Annotated in this window: 19 protein-coding genes; 8 read left to right on the top strand and 11 right to left on the bottom strand. The window is 70.6% G+C overall.

Going from position 1 to position 17,973, the window contains the following annotated elements; translation table 11 throughout:
- The first annotated feature begins 160 nt into the window (after positions 1 to 160).
- Positions 161 to 1,438 (top strand): SGNH/GDSL hydrolase family protein, encoded by a 1,278-nt coding sequence (locus tag OHN74_RS03780; RefSeq protein WP_443060536.1) that lies wholly within the window; start codon positions 161 to 163, stop codon positions 1,436 to 1,438.
- A 42-nt stretch (positions 1,439 to 1,480) separates the two neighbouring features.
- Here the strand turns inward: OHN74_RS03780 and OHN74_RS03775 are convergent, their stop codons facing one another.
- Complete coding sequence (locus OHN74_RS03775; protein ID WP_327693078.1) at positions 1,481 to 2,560, bottom strand: NADH:flavin oxidoreductase/NADH oxidase; 1,080 nt, start codon at positions 2,558 to 2,560, stop codon at positions 1,481 to 1,483.
- 132 nt (positions 2,561 to 2,692) lie between these two features.
- On the opposite strand from OHN74_RS03775, the gene OHN74_RS03770 reads away from it, so the two are divergent.
- The gene (locus OHN74_RS03770; RefSeq protein ID WP_327693077.1) at positions 2,693 to 3,061 is read left to right on the top strand and encodes an ArsR/SmtB family transcription factor; all 369 of its coding nucleotides are present in this window, start codon (positions 2,693 to 2,695) and stop codon (positions 3,059 to 3,061) included.
- Here the strand turns inward: OHN74_RS03770 and OHN74_RS03765 are convergent.
- Positions 2,972 to 4,375 carry a nucleobase:cation symporter-2 family protein gene (locus tag OHN74_RS03765; protein ID WP_327693076.1) on the bottom strand — a complete coding sequence of 468 codons (1,404 nt, stop codon included), beginning with the start codon at positions 4,373 to 4,375 and terminating at the stop codon, positions 2,972 to 2,974. The two genes, OHN74_RS03770 and OHN74_RS03765, sit on opposite strands and share 90 nt — an antisense overlap.
- Before the next feature lie 153 nt (positions 4,376 to 4,528).
- Complete coding sequence (locus OHN74_RS03760; protein WP_327693075.1) at positions 4,529 to 5,878, bottom strand: FAD-dependent oxidoreductase; 1,350 nt, start codon at positions 5,876 to 5,878, stop codon at positions 4,529 to 4,531.
- Positions 5,879 to 6,082: 204 nt separating this feature from the next.
- Here OHN74_RS03760 and OHN74_RS03755 point away from each other — a divergent pair, with 204 nt between their 5' ends.
- Complete coding sequence (locus tag OHN74_RS03755) at positions 6,083 to 6,556, top strand: DUF6214 family protein (RefSeq protein ID WP_327693074.1); 474 nt, start codon at positions 6,083 to 6,085, stop codon at positions 6,554 to 6,556.
- A gap of 44 nt (positions 6,557 to 6,600) precedes the next feature.
- Here the strand turns inward: OHN74_RS03755 and OHN74_RS03750 are convergent, their stop codons facing one another.
- The gene (locus tag OHN74_RS03750) at positions 6,601 to 7,257 is read right to left on the bottom strand and encodes a DUF305 domain-containing protein (RefSeq protein WP_327693073.1); all 657 of its coding nucleotides are present in this window, start codon (positions 7,255 to 7,257) and stop codon (positions 6,601 to 6,603) included.
- A 211-nt stretch (positions 7,258 to 7,468) separates the two neighbouring features.
- On the opposite strand from OHN74_RS03750, the gene OHN74_RS03745 reads away from it, so the two are divergent.
- Complete coding sequence (locus OHN74_RS03745; RefSeq protein ID WP_327693072.1) at positions 7,469 to 8,971, top strand: LVIVD repeat-containing protein; 1,503 nt, start codon at positions 7,469 to 7,471, stop codon at positions 8,969 to 8,971.
- Between the two features lie 263 nt (positions 8,972 to 9,234).
- Here the strand turns inward: OHN74_RS03745 and OHN74_RS03740 are convergent, their stop codons facing one another.
- The 5 genes from OHN74_RS03740 to OHN74_RS03720 form a co-directional block, all read right to left on the bottom strand.
- Positions 9,235 to 9,924: an HAD family hydrolase gene (locus OHN74_RS03740; protein ID WP_327693071.1), complete on the bottom strand. Its 690-nt coding sequence runs from the start codon at positions 9,922 to 9,924 to the stop codon at positions 9,235 to 9,237.
- A 52-nt stretch (positions 9,925 to 9,976) separates the two neighbouring features.
- Positions 9,977 to 10,330 carry a twin-arginine translocation signal domain-containing protein gene (locus tag OHN74_RS03735; RefSeq protein ID WP_327693070.1) on the bottom strand — a complete coding sequence of 118 codons (354 nt, stop codon included), beginning with the start codon at positions 10,328 to 10,330 and terminating at the stop codon, positions 9,977 to 9,979.
- 133 nt (positions 10,331 to 10,463) lie between these two features.
- Entirely contained in the window at positions 10,464 to 11,150 is a 687-nt protein-coding gene (locus OHN74_RS03730) for a phosphatase PAP2 family protein (protein ID WP_327693069.1), read from the bottom strand.
- A 57-nt stretch (positions 11,151 to 11,207) separates the two neighbouring features.
- Positions 11,208 to 12,143, bottom strand: coding sequence for a M56 family metallopeptidase (locus tag OHN74_RS03725; RefSeq protein WP_327693068.1), 936 nt, complete (start codon positions 12,141 to 12,143; stop codon positions 11,208 to 11,210).
- Positions 12,144 to 12,222: 79 nt separating this feature from the next.
- Positions 12,223 to 12,783, bottom strand: a complete 561-nt coding sequence (locus OHN74_RS03720) for a DUF5134 domain-containing protein (RefSeq protein WP_327693067.1) — start codon at positions 12,781 to 12,783, stop codon at positions 12,223 to 12,225.
- Between the two features lie 132 nt (positions 12,784 to 12,915).
- Here OHN74_RS03720 and OHN74_RS03715 point away from each other — a divergent pair, with 132 nt between their 5' ends.
- Both OHN74_RS03715 and OHN74_RS03710 read left to right on the top strand, forming a co-directional pair.
- A complete protein-coding gene (locus OHN74_RS03715) occupies positions 12,916 to 13,086 on the top strand; it encodes a hypothetical protein (protein WP_327700467.1) in 171 nt (56 codons plus the stop codon).
- An 835-nt stretch (positions 13,087 to 13,921) separates the two neighbouring features.
- Positions 13,922 to 14,512 (top strand): MarR family winged helix-turn-helix transcriptional regulator, encoded by a 591-nt coding sequence (locus OHN74_RS03710; protein ID WP_327699975.1) that lies wholly within the window; start codon positions 13,922 to 13,924, stop codon positions 14,510 to 14,512.
- A gap of 11 nt (positions 14,513 to 14,523) precedes the next feature.
- On the opposite strand, the gene OHN74_RS03705 is transcribed toward OHN74_RS03710, so the two are convergent.
- On the bottom strand, positions 14,524 to 14,916 hold the full coding sequence (locus OHN74_RS03705; protein WP_327693066.1) for a VOC family protein: 393 nt from the start codon (positions 14,914 to 14,916) through the stop codon (positions 14,524 to 14,526).
- Positions 14,917 to 15,019: 103 nt separating this feature from the next.
- On the opposite strand from OHN74_RS03705, the gene OHN74_RS03700 reads away from it, so the two are divergent.
- The gene (locus OHN74_RS03700; RefSeq protein ID WP_327693065.1) at positions 15,020 to 15,559 is read left to right on the top strand and encodes a GNAT family N-acetyltransferase; all 540 of its coding nucleotides are present in this window, start codon (positions 15,020 to 15,022) and stop codon (positions 15,557 to 15,559) included.
- Between the two features lie 15 nt (positions 15,560 to 15,574).
- Here OHN74_RS03700 and OHN74_RS03695 read toward each other — a convergent pair whose 3' ends face one another.
- Positions 15,575 to 16,258: a glycerophosphodiester phosphodiesterase gene (locus OHN74_RS03695; RefSeq protein WP_327699974.1), complete on the bottom strand. Its 684-nt coding sequence runs from the start codon at positions 16,256 to 16,258 to the stop codon at positions 15,575 to 15,577.
- 287 nt (positions 16,259 to 16,545) lie between these two features.
- On the opposite strand from OHN74_RS03695, the gene OHN74_RS03690 reads away from it, so the two are divergent.
- Positions 16,546 to 17,943 carry a DUF6421 family protein gene (locus OHN74_RS03690; protein ID WP_327693064.1) on the top strand — a complete coding sequence of 466 codons (1,398 nt, stop codon included), beginning with the start codon at positions 16,546 to 16,548 and terminating at the stop codon, positions 17,941 to 17,943.
- Positions 17,944 to 17,973 lie beyond the last annotated feature (30 nt).

Here is a 17,973-nt window from a genome sequence, read left to right as displayed (position 1 = left end):
CCGAGCGGTACCGACGAAGACGCCCGACGGATCCGAGGGAGACGTCCGGATCCGGACAGAGGAAGGCACCCGGCCCGTGAAGTCGCTCCGCCCCACGCAGTCGCCCCGGCCCCAGTGGCCGTCCGCCAGAGCGGCGCTCGCCTACGCGGTCGCCACCTGTGTGTTCGTGCTGGCCCTGGTCGTGGCGTCCTCCGCCGTGGTGGCCCTGGTCAAAAGCCCGCCGCCGACGGTCGCCGAACCGGCCCGGTCCGCCCCGCACTGGGTCAACACCTGGACGTCGATGCCGCAGCTCACCGAGCCCGGCAACATGCCGCCCGCGCCCTTCACCGGGGAACGTGCCGTCCTCGTCGACACCACCCTGCGCCAGACCGTGCGCGTCTCCACCGGCGGCGAGCGCATCAGACTGCGCTTCTCCAACGCCTTCGGCACCACCCCACTGCCGCTGACGGCCGTGACGGTCGCCCTTCCGCTGGACGGCCGGGCCGGGGTGAGCGCGGTCGAACCCGGCACCCTGCGGGAGGTGACGTTCGACGGACGCCGGTCCACCACGGTCCCCGCCGGAGCACAGGTCGTCTCCGACCCGCTGGACTTCGGGCTGCGCCCCGCGACCAACCTGACCGTGACGACGTACCTCGCCGGCGGCCAGGCCTCGCTCGCGCTCACCTCGCACCCGGGCTCGCGCACCACGTCGTACCTGCGCACCGGAGACGGCACGGGCGAGCAGGATCTGACCGGGGCCACCCCGGTCAACCACTGGTACCTGCTCAGTGACGTCGAGGTGCTCTCCGGGCGGGCCACGCGTGCCGTCGCCGTGCTGGGCGACTCGCTGTCCGACGGCCGGGGCTCCACCACCAACGGCAACAACCGCTGGCCCGACCAGCTCCTGGACCGGCTCAGAGGCCTTCCGGGCGGCAAGCGCATCGCCGTCCTCAATCAGGCCGCGGGTGGCAACCGGGTCCTCAACGACGGCCTCGGCCCCAACGCCCTCGCCCGGCTAGACCGGGACGTCCTGGCGCACAGCGGGGTCTCCTGGCTGATCGTCTTCGAGGGCGTCAACGACATCGGCACCGCCGAGGCCACACCGGCCGCCCAACAGCGCGTCACCGACGCCCTGGTCGCCGCCTACCGGCAGATCGTCGTCCGCGCGCATGCCCAGGGCATCCGCGTCTACGGCGCCACCCTGACGCCCTTCCGCGGCAACACGCCGTACGACGATCCCGCGGGCCTGCGCGAAGCGACCCGGCAGGCCGTGAACGACTGGATCCGCGCCGGAGGCGCTTTCGACGCCGTCGTCGACTTCGACCGGGCGGTACGCGATCCGGCCGATCCGGGCCGGCTGCGCCCGGACCTGCACGACGGGGACTGGCTGCATCTGAACCCCGAGGGGTACCGGACGCTGGCCGCCGCCGTTCCCGCGTCCTGGTTCAGGACGAACTGATCCCGGGTCGACGGCAGTCACCGTGACGTGCGGTGCGGGGCTTCAGACGGACCGGTGGTACTGGTCCGGCACACGCACCTCGCCGCCGAGTTCACGGGCGGCGTGCCGGGCCCACGACGGGTTGCGCAGCAGCTCACGGCCGAGGAGCACCGCGTCGGCCTCGCCGTTGGACAGGATCTTCTCGGCCTGTTCGGCGTCGGTGATCATCCCCACGGCGGCGACGGGCAGCGAGGTCTCGGCCTTCACCCGGGCGGCGAAGGGGACTTGGTAGCCCGGGCCGGTCGGAATGCGTACGCCGGAGGCGTTGCCGCCGGTCGAGACGTCGAGGAGGTCCACGCCGTGGGCATGGAGTTCGGCGGCGAAACGGACGGTGTCGTCGGCGCTCCAGCCGCCGTCCGCCAGCCAGTCGGTCGCCGAGACACGGAAGAACAGCGGCCTGTCCTCGGGCCACACCTCCCGTACGGCGTCGACGACTTCGAGCGCGAAGCGGACCCGGTTCTCGTACGAGCCGCCGTAGGCGTCGGTGCGGTGGTTGGAGTGCGGGGACAGGAAACCGTTGATCAGATAGCCGTGCGCGCCGTGGATCTCGGCGACCTCGAAGCCCGCGTCGAGCGCCCGACGGGCCGCGTCTGCGAACCGGCCGACGACTTCCCGGATCTGATCGACCGTCAACTCGGTCGGGACCGGGTGCTCCTCGTTGAACGGCAGTGCGCTCGCACCGACCGGCTGCCAGCCGTGCGCGTCCGGGCCGAGCGGGGCGCCGCCCTGCCAGGGCAGGCCGGTGGAGGCCTTGCGGCCGGCGTGCGCGAGCTGGATTCCCGGCACGGTGCCCTGCGACACCAGGAAGCGGGTGATCCGGCGGAACGCCTCGACCTGTGTGTCGTTCCAGATGCCCAGGTCGTACGGGGTGATCCGGCCCTCGGGGCTGACGGCCGTGGCCTCGACGACGATCAGGCCGGTGCCGCCGGCTGCCCGCGCCGCGTAGTGCGCGAAGTGCCAGTCGTTCGGAGCGCCGGTCTCCGGACCCTGGGGCGCCGCCGAGTACTGGCACATCGGGGGCATCCACACACGGTTGGGGATGGTCAGGTCGCGGAGGCGGTAGGGCTCGAAGAGCGCGCTCACGGCGGACTCCCTTCGTCTCGTCGTACGTCACGAGGTCACTGGACGACTCGTACGATAGACATCGTAGTAAGGCGAATGTCAAACTACGAGAGTTCTCGTACAATGAACGTCCCAAGACGAAGCGGAGCCGCCGTGATCACCGCAGCCCCCGGCACCAGCAGCCGTGACCTTCCGCACCCGGTGCGCGAGGAGATCCGGCTGGAGGGCGTGCTCCACGCCCTCTCCGACCCGATGCGCCTCCAGGTCGTACGAGAGCTCGCCGCCACCGGCGACGAGCTCTCCTGTTCGCACTTCGTGCTGCCGGTCACCAAGTCCACGACCACGCACCACTTCCGGGTGCTGCGCGAGAGCGGGGTGATCCGGCAGGTCTACCGGGGCACGGCCAAGATGAACGGCCTGCGCCGGGACGACCTAGACGACCTCTTCCCGGGACTTCTCGACAGTCTCCTGTCCGCCGCCGCCCGGCAGGCCGACCGCCTCGACCGAGTCACCGCCGACTGAACCCCCCTTCCCCGCAAGGTGGTTGAAGAGCAGGTTGAGTACGATCGCGGTCAGACAGCCGGCGCTGATGCCGCTGTTCATCACCGTCTGGAACCAGTCGGGGAACTTCGCGTACACCGTCGGCACGCCGACCGGCAGCATGCCCACGGCCACCGAGACGGCCACGACCGTCAGGTTGTGGTTGTCCCCGAACTCTACCCGGGCCAGCGTGCGCACCCCGCTCGCGGCGACCGTCCCGAACATCACCAGGCCCGCTCCGCCCAGCACAGGCGCCGGCACGGCCGCGACGACCGCGCCCAGCTTGGGCAGCAGACCGAGCAGTACGAGGATGCCGCCGGCGGTCGCCACGACCCAGCGGCTGCGTACCCGGGTCATCCCGACGAGGCCGACGTTCTGCGCGTACGCCGTGTACGGGAAGGTGTTGAAGACGCCGCCGAGAACGGTGGAGAAACCGTCGGCCCGCAGCCCGTCCGCGAGGGAGCGCGGCTCGACCTTCCGGCCGGTCATCTCGCCGACCGCGATCAGGTCGCCGGTCGTCTCGGTCATCGTCACCAGCGCCACCACCAGCATGGAGACGATCGCCGACGCCTCGAAGGTGGGCGCCCCGAAGTGGAACGGAGTGCTGATGCCGACCCAGTCGGCGTCCCCGACCCCGGCGAAGTCCGTGAACCCGAGGGGGATCGCCACGGCCAGCCCCACCACGATGCCGATCAGCACCGCGATCCGGCTCAGGAAAACCGGCGCGAACCGCTGCACACCGAGCACCACGACCAGCACGAACGCGGCCAGCGCCAGGTTCTTCGGCTCACCGAAATCCGCCGAACCCACCCCACCGGCCGCCCAGTTGCCGGCCACCGGCAGCAACGACAGCCCGATGATCAGGATCACCGTGCCGGTCACCAGCGGCGGGAAGAACCGCAGCAACCGTCCGAACACCGGCGCGAGCAAGACGATCGCGAGCCCCGCGACGATCACCGAGCCGTAGATCGCGGGGAGCCCGCCGCCCGTCGTACCGATGAGGACCATCGGCGACACCGCCGCGAAGGTGCACCCCTGCATGATCGGCAGCCGGACACCGAAGCGCCAGAAACCCACGCACTGGATGAGCGTCGCGATCCCGCACACCAGCAGGTCCGCGGTGATCAGATACGCCAGATCGGCGGGCGACAGCTTCATCGCGCCGCCGACGATCAGGGGGACGGCCACGGCGCCCGCGTACATCGCGAGCACGTGCTGCAGACCGAAGGCGGCGAGATGGCGTACGGGTGGGATCTCGTCGACGGGATGCACGGATGGGGGTGCGGTGGGGGCCATGGGCACTCCAGGAGCGGCGGGGGGTGTTCGGGCGTGACGGGGGAGCGGCGGACAGGACGAGACCGTAAGGGGATTGAACAGTTTGTTGATGTCTGGCCTGTTGCCGATGTGTGTCATGCCCAACGAGGTGCTTCTGATGCCGCCAGGGCCAGGTCAGACGTCCGTTGCCCGTGCCGCCGCCAGCAACGAGTCCCAGTCGGGGAGCTTCACGACGCCCCGCCCCAGGGTGGCGCCCAGGTCCGCCTCGGCCCGCTCGATGGCCTGCCAGCCCGCCCATCCGACCGGCCGCAACCCCTCCGCGCGCAGTGCGGTCAATGGGTCCTCGGGCCTCTCCTGGCGTAGGAGCACGGCGGCGTCCGCGAGCAGGGAGGTCGCCGTCTCCTTGGCGCAGGGCCGGTTGGTGCCGATGACGCCGGTCGGGCCGCGCTTGATCCAGCCGGCCACGTACTCGCCCGGGGAGGGGCTGCCGTCGCGCAGGACGCGGCCCGCGAGGTGCGGCACGGTGCCCTGGGCCGCGTCGAACGGCAGCCCGTCGAGCGGGACCCCGCGATAGCCGACCGAACGGAGGACGAGCTGCGCCTCGATGTCCTCGTACCGCCCGGTGCCCGTCACACCGCCGGCCCCGTCCGGCACCGTCCGCTCGAAACGCACCGCGCCCACCCGGCCACCGGCGGCGAGCAGCTCGACCGGACGGCGGAAGAAACGCAGCCGGATGCGGCGGTCGGCACCCGCGGCCGGAGCGTCCGCCCAGCCGTGCAGTGCCTCCACGTTGCGGCGCTGCACGGCGGGCAGGGCCGACGGATCGGCGTACGCCGGATCGAGCGCCAACTCGGTCTCGTCCACGACGACCTGGGTGTCCGGCAGGGAGCCCAGCTCGCGCAACTCCTTCGTGGTGAAGCGGGCCTGCGAGGGGCCGCGCCGGCCCACCATGTGGATGTCGGTCACCCGGCTCGCGGTCAGCGCGGTGAGCGCCGCCTGCGGAATGTCGGTGGGGCTCAGCTCGGCCGGGCCGCGCGCCAGCATCCGGGCCACGTCCACCGCCACGTTCCCGACGCCGATGACCACGGCGGAGCGCGCCCCGCTGACGAAACCGTCGTCGACGGCGTCCGGATGGGCGCTGTACCAGGACACGAACTGGGTCGCCGACCAGCTGCCCGGCAGCTCCTCGCCGGGAATCCCCAGGTGGCGGTCGGTGGCCGCGCCGACGCAGTAGACCACCGCGTGGTAGAGCTCCCGCAGCCGGGCGCCGGGCAGCTCGCCGGGGCCGCGGCCGATCCGGACCCCGCCCAGGAAACGCACCCGGTCGTGCTCCAGGACCGTGCGCAGGTTGTTCTGCAGCGACTTGATCTTCTCGTGGTCCGGCGCCACGCCGTACCGCACCAGGCCGTACGGCGCCGGCAGCCGGTCGAGGACGTCGACCAGCACCCCCGGATCCTGCTGGACCAGGCTCTGTGCGGTGTAGACCCCGCTCGGACCCGAACCCACGACGGCGACACGCAACACGGCGGAACCCCTCACTGCGGGACGCTGCGGAACTCCCTGTTGCTGACACCTTCAGGATCGCACTCCCGGAGCTGCGCTGACAGGGTGCGGGACGGGCCGGGCGCGCGTGTCCGTTCGTATGGAATGTGATGATGCGGTTACGTTCCGTATGTGCTGGAAACATCCTTTCTTAATCTTTCCGGTCGCTGCCCGACGGAGGGCACGGTGTCGGTGCGGCCCGCCTGGGAAGTGCAGGAGCACGAGGGTTCGGCGACGACGGCATGGTTCGAGGTCCGGCTCGCCTTCACCGACGGCGCCCACGTCGACGTACTCGCCGTGGTCCGCGACGCGGGCGTCTCCATCGAGGACGTCCGGGCGCAGCCCGCGCTGTCGCTCGACGATCTGGCGGGGCTCGCGGACTGGATCGAGGCGCCGCTCTTCGAGGTGTGCGGCGACGGGCCCACGGCGGCCGGGGAGGGCGAGGCGGGCCTGCGGTCTCGCCGTGCCCGACCCGCCTGGCCGCGTGGTGTCGAGGGGCGGTGGCTGGTCGCGGAGGAGTACCGGGCGGCCCAGGAAGAGGGCGCCGACCCCGTTCTCGCCGTGATGTGCGCGACCGGGCACAGCCGACGCCGATCCCTCAGGCTGATCTCCCAGGCTCGCGATGCCGGATTCCTGACGCCTCGTCATGCCCGGCGCTGAGCAAGGGTTCCCGGGGGAGTTCTGCCCAACTCGGCGTGTGCCGTCTACATTCCACGCATCCTGTTGATCTCGGTCGTCTGCTGCGCGATCACGTCGTCGGCCATCTCCTCGATCCGGACGTTGTTGCCCTGCCCCTTCACTTCGGTCGCCATCGTGACTGCTCCCTCGTGATGCGTGATCATCAAGGTCAGGAACAGCTCGTCGAACGCCTTCCCCTTCGCCGCGCGCAACGTGGCGAGCTGAGCCTCGGTCGCCATGCCGGGCATCGCCTCGTGTTCGTGACCGGCGGGCTTGTCGTCGCTGCCGTTGTCCTTCAACCAGCCCTGCATCGCGGAGATTTCGGGCCGCTGCGCGGCGGCGATGCGCTCGGCCAGCAGCTTCACCGGTGTCGACTCGGCGCGTTTCGGAACGAGTTCGGTGATCTCGATCGCCTGGGCGTGGTGCTCGATCATCCTGCGGGCGTACGAGATGTCCGCCGAGTTGGGCGAGTCGTCCGGCAGTTGCGCCTTCGCCTCCTCCGGGGAGAGCGTCTGGGCCGCCTCGCCCGGCAGGCCGGGCGCGATCACCGAAGGGCCGGTCTCCTTCGCGGACTTGGCATCCGCGGCGGGAGACGAGTCCGAGTCGCAGGCACCGAGTGCGAGGGTGAGCGCGAGCACGGCCAGGACCGGGCGAAAGGTGCGGGACGCGCGGCGGACGGGCACAACAGCCTCCAGTGTCGGATGGGTTGACGGACACCTCGTGAGTACGGGCGCACCTCGTGAGTGCTGTTTCCGTCCTAGCACGCTTCCATTCGCCGGTGATCAGAAACTTTCATTACAAGTACGTTGCTCCCTTTTGATCGGTGCATGATGAAGACGATACTTCGGAGGACCGTGAACCGTTCTGACCCGAACGGCTATCAGGGAGGATGCAGTGACCCTGTTGAATGATCCCCGAAGGCGGCACAGACACCTGGGAGTTGCCGCCGCAGCGGCCGGACTCCTGGCCGCTCTGCTGACCGCCGGCCCCGCAGTCGCGACCCCCGACCCGGGGGACGGTCCGACGGTGCCGGAGAAGATCTCCAAGAGCGTGCAGACCCAGGTCAGGGAAGCCCTGGCCGAGGGTGAGATACCCGGGGTGGACGAGATAGTCCACTCCGACAACATCACGCACCTCACCAACATCCCCAAGGACGCGCTGCCCGGCACCAATTCGGACCTCGCCTTCCAGGGGAAGTACGCCTTCTCCGGCAACTACGACGGCTTCCGCGTCTTCGACATCAGCAACCCGAAGGCACCCAAGACCGTCTCCCAGGTGCTGTGCCCCGGCGGCCAGAACGACATCTCCGTCTCCGGGAACCTGCTCTTCCTGTCCACCGACTCCTCGCGCAGCGACAGCAGTTGCAACAGCGTCTCGCAGCCCGCGACCGAGAAGTCGTCGTGGGAGGGTATGAAGATCTTCGACATCACGGACAAGGCGAACCCGAAGTACGTCGCCGCCGTGGAGACCGCCTGCGGCTCGCACACCAACACCCTGGTGCCCGAACGCAAGAACGTCTACATCTACGTCTCCTCGTACTCGCCGAGCGCCGCCTTCCCCGACTGCCAGCCGCCGCACGACGGCATCTCGATCATCAAGGTGCCACGAAACGCCCCGGAGAAGGCGGCGGTTGTCGGCTTCCCGGTGCTGTTCCCCGGTGAGGGCCCCGACGGCGGCGGCAACCCCGGCTCGCCCACCAACCCGGGCGTCTCCAAGACGACCGGCTGCCACGACATCACCGTGCTGCCCTCCAAGGACCTCGCGGCGGGCGCCTGCATGGGCGACGGCATCCTGTTCTCCATCAAGGACCCGGAGCACCCGAAGGTCATCGACCAGGTCCAGGACAACGTCAACTTCGCCTTCTGGCACTCGGCGACCTTCAACCAGAAGGCCAACAAGGTCGTCTTCACCGATGAGTTGGGCGGCGGCGGCGCGGCCACCTGCAACGCGCAGATCGGGCCGAACCGTGGGGCCGACGGCATCTACGACATCGTTGGCAAGGGTGACAAGCGCAAGCTCGTCTTCAAGAGTTACTTCAAGATCCCCCGCTACCAGGCGGACACCGAGGTCTGCGTGGCCCACAACGGATCGCTGATCCCGGTCAAGGGCAAGGACATCATGGTCCAGGCCTGGTACCAGGGCGGTGTCTCCGTCTGGGACTTCACCAACTCCGCGAAGCCCAAGGAGATCGCCTACTTCGAGCGCGGCCCGGTGACCACCGACCGCGTCACGACCGCCGGCCCCTGGTCGGCGTACTACTACAACGGCTACATCTACTCGAACGACATCGCCAAGGGCTTCGACGTCCTGAAGCTCGACGACAGGCGCACGGATCCGGCGAAGAAGGTACGAGTGCGCGAGCTGAACGTCCAGACGCAGCCGGACTACTTCGACTGACGTCGGTCGCCCGCAGACCCTTGAGACGCGTCCCGCTGGGCATCTCGGTGCCCAGCGGGACGCCCGTATCAGGGGACAGCAGTGATTCCTCATTGACCGAGGCGCCGCGTGGGGACATGCTGTTACTTCTGCGTTGACATTTTGTCAGTTGGCAAGGGTCGACGCAGCCGGAGCCGCTCCGTGCGGGCGGTTTCGGGCGGCCGCCTGTCTGGGGTGACGCGGGGGATCACCTCAGACGGGCGTGCCCGTCCCGGAGCGCGGCCTCAGCCGATCAGGTCCAGCACCGGTCGCAGACCGTCCGGCCGTCGCGCCACCGGCAGATGGTCCACAAAGTGCACCGCGCATCCCAGAGCCGCCGCGCCCCCGTCCGCGTGCCGGTCGTCGCCGACCATGAGCACCTCGTGCGGGGCCACGGCGAGCGCGTCGCAGGCCACCTTGAACAGGCGCGGGTCCGGCTTCTGGATGCCGTGCTCGTACGACAGGACGTACGCGTCGACGTAAGGGTCCAGCCCGTGCTCCCGGAAGACGGGACGCAGGTCCCAGCCGATGTTGCTGACCACCCCGACGGAGATCCCACGCTCCCGCAGCGCGCCCAGCACCTCGACGGCATCGTCGTACGCGGTCCAGGCGGCCGGCGTCATGTGCCGCTCGTACAGCGCGTCGTACAACGCCGGGTCGGGAAGCGGCACTTGCCGGGCGAGCCCGGTGTACGCGGCTCTGTGCAGCTCCGCGCTCCGGTCACGACTGGCCCACACGGCGGCCAACTCCTCCGGCAGCCGCTCCGGCGAGGCCCCGCCCGGCAGTGCCCCCGCCGCCTCCAGCGCCCTCGCCGACACCGCCACTTCGGGATCCGGCAGGGCGAGACCGCGCTCGGCCAGCACGGCGCGCAGCCAGGACTCGGTGGACTCGATACGGAAGAGGGTCCCGGAGAAGTCGAACAGCACGGCAGCCATGCGCTGGACCCTACCCGGGGAGGCGTCCGGCGCGAGGCCGCCGTGACGAACGTCAGTTCAGGGGTGCGGGCACCGGGGTGCCGTAGAACGTCATGGGCGGCCAACCACGCGATTCGAGGTAGGCGTTGAGCGCGTTCGCGATGTCGATGGGGTCGATATGGTTCGGCCGGGCGGCGCCGCTCGTCGAGCAGCTCACCTTGAACGAGAGGCTCACATGCCCGTCGGGCTCGCTGTACTCGGGGTTGGGGATGTTGGTGTCGCCGCTGAACTCGGTGTTGTACGGGAACTCGGGCATCGCGGTGGGATCGTCCTCCGCCGCCTCCGCCTGTGTCGCCGTCCCCAGGGCGGCGCCCGCCGCGGCCGTCCCCGAGTAACCCAGCAGCGAACGTCTCGAAATACTGGACAAGTTTCCCCCTGCTGTCGACTTCCCGCGATGGCGCGGACGGGTGTGTCCCGCAGCCGTCGTCGATCGTATGTACGGGTCCGGGGTGATCGGGGCTGAATGGGACCGTCCGCAAGTGGAGGCGTGAACAGCGAGGTCAGCGCGGTTCGGGCGCCGACTCGAACCGCTCGTACGACACCACTGCCAGCGCCACCACGAGGGCCCCGAGGAGCCATCCGCCGAGCACGTCCGACGGCCAGTGGACGCCGAGCCAGATCCGGGTCAGGCCGACGCCCACGACCGACACCGACGCCACGGCGACCGCCGTGCGCCACACGACGGTTCCGGCGCCGTACCGACGCAGCAGCCACAACAGGAGGCCGCCCACCACAGTGGCGGTCATGGCGTGACCGGAGGGGAAGGCCGCGTAGTGCGCGGAGTCGACAGGGTCCGGCCAGACCGGACGGGCGCGGCCGACCGCGGCCTTCAGGCCCTGCTGGAGCATCGTGCCCAGTGCGCAGGCGACCACCAGCCATAGCGCGAGCCACCACGCGGAGTGCCGCCACACCAGCCACACCGCGACGGCCGCGACCAGCAGGCGCATCGTCAGCGGGTCCCAGACCCAGTCCGTCAGGATCCGGAAGGCGTGCGTGAGCCCGGGTTCGTCGACCGCCCAGCGATGGGTGGCGCGCGCGATGTCGCCGTCGAGGGTGATCAGCGGATGCCAGTCGATCGCGACCAGGGTCAGCAGGAGCACGGAGGAGAGGGCCAGGGGGACGATGAGGCGGACGGCCGGGTGGGGGACCGGGCGCCGGAGCCGGGGGGCGAGGTGGGGGGTGCGCATGAGGCGATCCTCGCCGACGCACCGGGCGGGAGGCCAGCCGAGGTGTACGGCGGCGCGCTACCCGAGCGCCCGCAGCCCCGGTGCGAACGCGACCAGCACCGGGATCACCGGCACGAGGGCCGCAGCCGCCGTCAGCCGAAGCCTCCGGCCCGCCGTCAACCGGTCCGGTGCGGTCAGCAACCGGTGCACCCGCAGCGGGAGATGGGCCTGCGGGGTCGGGGACGGGCCGAACACGCCCCGGTCCTCGTTGAGTTCGACCAGGGCGAGGGCGGTCGTCAGCCGGCCGAATCGGCGGGACGCCATGTCGTCGGCGGCGAGTTCGACCAGCCGGTGCATCTCGCCCCGGAACGAGGCGAAGACGGGGACCTGCGGAAACCCGTTGGCCAGCGCGCCCGAGCAGTGCAGCAGCCAGTCGTGGCGGGCCCTCGCGTGCCCCTGCTCGTGGGCGAGTACGGCGTCCAGCTGACGTCCCTTGAGGCGGCGCAGCGCGGCCGTGGTGACGACGAGCCCGGGTGTGGTGCCGGACAGCCACCAGGCGTCGGCGCGCTCGCCCTCCAGGACCACGAGCCGGTCGGGGCCCGGTTCCTCGCCGGGCAACAGCGGGGCGCGGACGAGGAGTTCGGTACGCCGCAGCCTGCGCCGCCCGCGTGCCCTCACGACCTCACGGACGAGCATCGCCGCGGTCCACAGCCCGCCACATGCGAGCGCGACGGCCGTCGTCGCGGCCCAGGGCCGGGAGGCGCCGAGGACGTAGGCCTCCACGACCTCGTGCGGCGCCGGGGCGAACACATGGCCGCGCACGGCCTGCCAGGCGGTCGCCGCGCTCAGTGTCATCGACAGCGCGCAGCACATCAGGACGGCGGCCACCACGCACTGCCACACCCACAGGGCGACCACCGGTTCGCGGTCCGGCCAGTCCGCGCGGGCGAGCAGCCGCGGGGCGACGACGGCGGTCAGCGCGCCGAGCAGCAGCAGTGCCGCGGGGACCATCATGGGTGCAGCCTATGAGCGGGGTGGTGCTCAGACCTACGGTCCGCCGCGGCAAAGTGACGCAGACCACGGTTTCGTACAGTCAGAGCGTGATCAGCATGGCGACCGTCGCGATGCCCATGGACAGTCGGCAGGCGTGCGCCAGTTCGGGCCGGTCGCCCCAGCCGAGCGACGCCGTCCGGCTCCCGCCGCCGTCGGCCGGGACGGGCAGGGACACCAGACGGACGCCGGACAGCAGCACGTACCCGGTGAAGTAGACGAGCAGCGTCGACGTCAGCAGCGGGACTCCGGAGCCGCCGGCCCCGTGGTGCCGAACAGGGGCGGTGGCCATCGTGGCAGCCATGTAGGCCATGGAGAACGCGCCCATCAGGTGGTGCAGATGATGCGATCCGGTGCGGGCCGCCCACAGCGTGCGCAGCGCCGCCGCACCGAACACGGCCGTGTACATCAGCCAGGCCCAGCGCGGCGGGGTGACTACGGCGGCGGGCACGGCCATCGCGGCCATGCCGAAGCCCATCAGCGCCTCACCGCCCGCGGCCCGGCGCTGCTCCTCGACGGTGCTGCGCATCCGCAGCAGGCAGTACGCCCCGGTCGCCGCGCAGAGCGCGACCAGCAGCCACCCGGGCGAAGCCGGACCGTGCACACGAACCTCCCCCTCGACCCCCGAGACCTCCGCTGAAGGGATGCCCGCGCAGGCCGGTGCGCATACGAGCGCAAGGGTGTACGCGGGGGAGCGTTTGCCGGAGCACCGCAGGTGAGAGCAGATGTTTTGCAGGTGAAACACCTGCTGATCTTCGACGTCGCCGCCGTCGCGCCGCCGTGTCTGACCCTGGCGGCGCCGGACCGCCTCGACCCCGCGATGTACGCGATGGCGCGCCCTGTGCGGGCTCTGCGCCCACGACCGCCCGTACGCCGCCCGGGCCCGCGTCCGCGGCCCATGCCCTGACCGCCGACGCCGTTCATGTCGAGGTGTTCGCCGCCGGTACCGGCATCGGCGGTCATGAGTACGTCCGGTCGAGGGGCGCCGCCGAGGCCTCGATCCGGACGGCCCGGCGGGCGCCCGGGCGCCGTTCGCGCCCGAACCCGAGGCACCCTCGAACAGCTGGTTGTGCGCGCCGAGTTCACGCTCACCGCGCCCGCCGAAAGCGGGCACGACGAACTCCGCACCTGGGCAAGGGAGTTGTGTGGCGGCCGACAGTTCCCGCGACTCGTCGAGCCCTTCGCGCGCAAGTCGTCCGCCGCCGAACTCGTCGCCCCACCGGAGCCGTTGTGGAGCAGGCTCGGCTCACACCCGCCCCTCGCCGCCCGGACTGCCCCGGCTGTGCTCTTGCCGATCGCGCCTCTCTCGCGTCACGGGGTTCCAGGAACCGGGCCACCTGGTGGCCGAGCGGATCGTGGACACGCTCGTCGGCGCGCCGCTCGGCTCGGTCGCGGCCGTCGCGGTCACCAACCACCGCGCGGGCGAGCGCGTCGAGCACGCGGTCGCGGCGGTCGAACACGCCCGCACCCATGCCGAACGCGCTCTGACGGACGTACGTCCCGTACCCGAATCCGTGGCTTCCGCCCGCCGCAGCCTCGCCGCCGCCCTCGCCGACCTGCGCACCACGGCGGACAGGGCGGCCGGCGAGTGGTGGCAGCGCACCCGCCCCAAGGAGCGGGTCGTGCTCGCCGAACGGTCCGGACACCGTACGCTCGCGGCGACGGCACGAGGCCCGGGGATCCGCCTCCAGGCGGACGCCGGTAGACGCACGGACGACACCCGCGACGGAGGACGTACGGCCATGACGGCAGTGAACGGGGGCGCGGCGCCCGGGGGAGCAGCGGCGGCCGAGGAGCGGACCGCCGGGTCGCGAGTCCCCCTCCGCCGGGCTGACGACACCGTGGCCGCAGTGGTGCGGCAGTGGCAGGCCGTTCATCCCGGCCTCGACACCGGCCCCATCGAGATCATCGGCCGGATCAACCGCTGCGCCGCCCTCCTCCAGCAGGCCGAGGACGCTCCGCTGCGCCGGGTGGGCCTCACCCGCCCGGAGTTCGAGCTGCTCGGCGCGCTCCGGCGCACCGGCCACGAACTGACCCCGAGCGAACTGGCCCGCGAGACCTTCTCCTCCGGGGCCGCCGTCACCAAGCGGCTCAAGCAGCTGACCGAGCGGGGCCTCGTGGAGCGGCGCGGTGACAGCCGGGACCGGCGGGTCGCCCATGTGCGTCTCACCGACGCCGGACGCGACCTCGTCGACGGTGTGCTGCCCGAGCAACTCGCCTATGAGAACGGCGTGTTGTCCGGCGTCGATGGCACCGGTCAGCTGGAACTCGCGGGACTGCTGGGCGAGTTGCTCGGCCGGCTGGAGGGGCGGAGGGGCGCGCTGCGCTTCTGAGCCCGCGAGTCTCAGATACCGGGCCGGTAGCGCAACGGATGGTCCGCCGGTACCTCCACCAGCACGATCCGGGTGCCGTCCGGATCCGCGATCCACATCTCGACGAGCCCCCACGGCTCCTTCACCGGCGGCCGGAGGACCTCGACGCCCCGGGACGCAAGTTCGTCGTGCGCGGCCGTCACGTCCGCCACCTGCAGCCACAGCCGTACGGACGGCGACGGGGGCTCCTCGGCCCGCCCCGAGAGCTCCAGGAACCCTCCGCCGAGGAAGTAGACCGTGCCCCGCTCCGGCCCCGTACCGAACTCGCGGTGGACGCCGAGCCCCAGGCGCTCGCCGTAGAAGACCCGGGAACGCTCCGGGTCGAGGGGGTGGAGGAGGATCCGGCTGCTCAGTACATGCACCATGCGACCGGAGCCTAGTGGGATCGCCTGCGACCGGAGTTACGATCGTCGGTGCCCGCGCACTAGGGGCGACCCGAGCCCCCCGAGCCCCCGGAGAACCGCCGCCATGGACACCGCCGCCCCTGGACCCACCTTCCGTGACGCCACGGAGGCCGACGTCGACGTCCTCGTCGCGCTGATCGAGTCGGCGTACCGGGGAGATTCCAGCCGGGCCGGCTGGACCACCGAGGCGGACATCCTCGAAGGTCAGCGGAGCGACGCGCAGGGCGTACTCGACGTGATCAAGTCGCCCGACAGCCGACTGCTGACCGTCGAACAGGACGGCCGGGTGGTCGCCTGCTGTCAGCTCGAACACCGCGGCGACCACGCCTACTTCGGCATGTTCGCGGTCAGCCCGGCCCTCCAGGGCGCCGGCCTCGGCAAGGTGATCATCGCCGAGGCGGAGCGCTCGGCGCGCGAGACCTGGGGCGCGCGGGCGATGCACATGACCGTGATCTCCGTACGGAACGACCTGATCGCCTGGTACGAGCGGCGCGGCTACCGCCGCACGGGAGAGATGAGCCCCTTCCCGTACGGCGACGAGCGGTTCGGTGTGCCGCAGCGTGACGATCTGCAGTTCGAGCTGCTGGTCAAGGAACTGGTGTGATCCCCGAGGTGCTCGCTACGCGGTGAAGCGGCCCGTGCGTTTGATCTGCGGGTAGTCGGTGGTCACGCCGTCCAGTTGCAGGGCGCGTGCGAGGCGCAGGTGGTCTTGGGTGTTCACGACCCAGCCGATGATCCACAGGTCCGACTTCCGTGCCAGTTCGACGATCTCCAGGGTGAGGCGGCGGATGTCGAGACACACGGTCGAGGCGCCGGCGCGGGTCGCGCGGTCCGCCACGTCGGTGCCGTAACGGCCGGCGATGAGCGCCGTGCGTACCCCGGGCACCAGGCGGGTGATCTCGGCGATCGCCTCCTCGTGGAACGAGGACACCTCGACCCGCGCGGTCAGCCCCCGGCGCTCCATCACCTCGGCCAGCGCCCGGGCCGCGGCCGTGTCCTTGATCTCGGCCTGGAGCGGTACGCCGACAGCGTCCAGGACCTCTTCGAAGAGCGGGACACGCTCGTCGCGGCCCGCGTCCAGGGCACGCAGTTCGGCAAGAGTCCGCTCGGCGACCGGCCCGGTGCCGTCCGTCGTACGGTCCAGGTCGGCGTCGTGCATGACGACCAGGGTGCCGTCCCTGCTGAGACGCAGATCGAGTTCGATCATGTCGAGACCCGCCTGCTCGGCGGCGACGAACGAACGCAGGGTGTTCTCCGGTTCCACGCCCATGATTCCGCGGTGCCCGATGGTCAGGAAGTTCAAGGTCAACTCGCTTCCGTCGACGGCGCTCGGCTGCCGCAGCCTAACCGCCCGGCCCGGCATTGAACCCCTACGGACGCGCCGGAACGGATGGCCGGAAGCAGTGATCCGGGAAGGGGTGTGAACCGGTCACCGTCGGGTAGGGAAGTCACTGTCCTCAAGGTTTCCGGCAGGAAAAAATACGGTGACCATGATGGTGCACAGGATAATCTCCCCTTTCCTGGCTTGTGGTCGGGAACCTCGTACGCATACGGTGTCCATACGCGAGGTTCTCCCGTGGAGGATGGGACATGACGGAAATTCTTGTGCAGGCGGTTCCGGACGAGCGCATTGCTGCGCTCGGCAGGGTGGTGGAGCACCCGGCATGGCCCGTGCTCAAGGATGCCGTGGAGCAGATCCGGCCATGGCAGGCCAAGGACGGGTCGATCGATTTCGACCGGGAGGACGCCCCGGACCACGCTGACGTCGATCTCGCGGTACGCCGGATCGTGGACGCCGTCGTGGAACTCTCCCCGCTGCTCCCGCACGACACCGACTACCACCAGGCGCTCGCCAAGGATCTGCGCCGCTGGTCCGACAGTGGTTTCCGGGTGCCGGACTTCCTCGACTCGCTGCTGGCCTTCCAGCCCGCCGCGAGCCGCGCGGACGGACTCCAGCACCTGGTCGTCTTCCCGATGTACACGCAGAACGGCAACCCCGACCGCAACCTCGAAGCGGTCGTCCTGCGCATGGTCTGGCCCGACTGGCTGGCCGAGCTGGAGCGCACGCGTTACGACAACCCGCTGTTCTGCGGCATCACCTTCGAGGACTTCACCGCCGGGTACGACACCAACTCGGCCGTCCTCTTCCCGGAGACCATCGCCGTGCGCGAGGCGCCGGAACGATTCACCTGGGGCGGTATCTTCTGCGACCGCGAGGCCGCCCGCTTCCGCCGTGTCACCGACGCGGCCGTCGACATCCTCGGCCTCGAACTGCCCGCGGACGTCGCCGCGATGGTCCACGACCAGAAGCGCTGCGAAGAGGCGTTCGTCCTGTGGGACATGGTCCACGACCGCACCCACAGCCACGGCGACCTGCCCTTCGACCCCTTCATGATCAAGCAGCGCCAGCCGTTCTGGATGTACGGCCTGGAGGAGCTGCGCTGTGACCTCACCGCCTTCAAGGAGGCCGTGAAGCTGGAGGCGGAGGGCATCCCGCAGGCTCGTGACGTGCAGTTCGCCGTGCTGTTCGACCGGATGTTCCGCTTCCCGGTCACCGGCGAGCGTGTCCGCAACTACGACGGCCTCGGCGGCCAGCTCCTCTTCGCGTACCTGCACCAGCACGACGTGATCCGCTGGACCGACAACAAGCTTCACATCGACTGGCAGCGCGCCCCGCAGGTCACCAACCAGCTCTGCGCCGAGATCGAGACCCTGTACCGCGAGGGCATCGACCGGCCCAAGCTCGTCCACTGGTTCAAGGCGTACGAGCTGGTCTCCGTGTATCTCGCTCCGCACCCGGGCTCCCGCTGGGCCAAGGGCCCCGACGCCCTCGACCTGAGCCAGCCGCCCCGCAAGCTCGTCGACGACGTGCTTCCGGACGAGTTTCCGCTGAGCATGTTCTATGAGGCCCTCTCCAAGAAGCTGAAGAACGTGATCGCCTCCACCAGGGGGATCACGGCGGAGAGCGCCGAGCGGATCGCCGCGTGAGCGACCGTGCCACCGAAATCACTGCTCAGG

This window comes from Streptomyces sp. NBC_00459, from assembly GCF_036013955.1.
Lineage (GTDB): Bacteria > Actinomycetota > Actinomycetes > Streptomycetales > Streptomycetaceae > Streptomyces.
The sequence above is the reverse complement of the archived record's forward strand: the minus strand, read 5'-3'. Positions and strand labels throughout refer to the sequence as shown.

What these genes read in the sequence shown, in the direction of transcription:
- OHN74_RS03710 (WP_327699975.1), top strand. Translation starts at nt 13,922, where the DNA reads ATGACGGCAGTGAACGGGGGCGCGGCGCCCGGGGGAGCAGCGGCGGCC.
- OHN74_RS03690 (WP_327693064.1), top strand. Translation starts at nt 16,546, where the DNA reads ATGACGGAAATTCTTGTGCAGGCGGTTCCGGACGAGCGCATTGCTGCG.
- OHN74_RS03725 (WP_327693068.1), bottom strand. Translation starts at nt 12,143, where the DNA reads ATGATGGTCCCCGCGGCACTGCTGCTGCTCGGCGCGCTGACCGCCGTC.
- OHN74_RS03705 (WP_327693066.1), bottom strand. Translation starts at nt 14,916, where the DNA reads ATGGTGCATGTACTGAGCAGCCGGATCCTCCTCCACCCCCTCGACCCG.
- OHN74_RS03740 (WP_327693071.1), bottom strand. Translation starts at nt 9,924, where the DNA reads ATGGCTGCCGTGCTGTTCGACTTCTCCGGGACCCTCTTCCGTATCGAG.
- OHN74_RS03765 (WP_327693076.1), bottom strand. Translation starts at nt 4,375, where the DNA reads ATGGCCCCCACCGCACCCCCATCCGTGCATCCCGTCGACGAGATCCCA.
- OHN74_RS03700 (WP_327693065.1), top strand. Translation starts at nt 15,020, where the DNA reads ATGGACACCGCCGCCCCTGGACCCACCTTCCGTGACGCCACGGAGGCC.
- OHN74_RS03730 (WP_327693069.1), bottom strand. Translation starts at nt 11,150, where the DNA reads ATGCGCACCCCCCACCTCGCCCCCCGGCTCCGGCGCCCGGTCCCCCAC.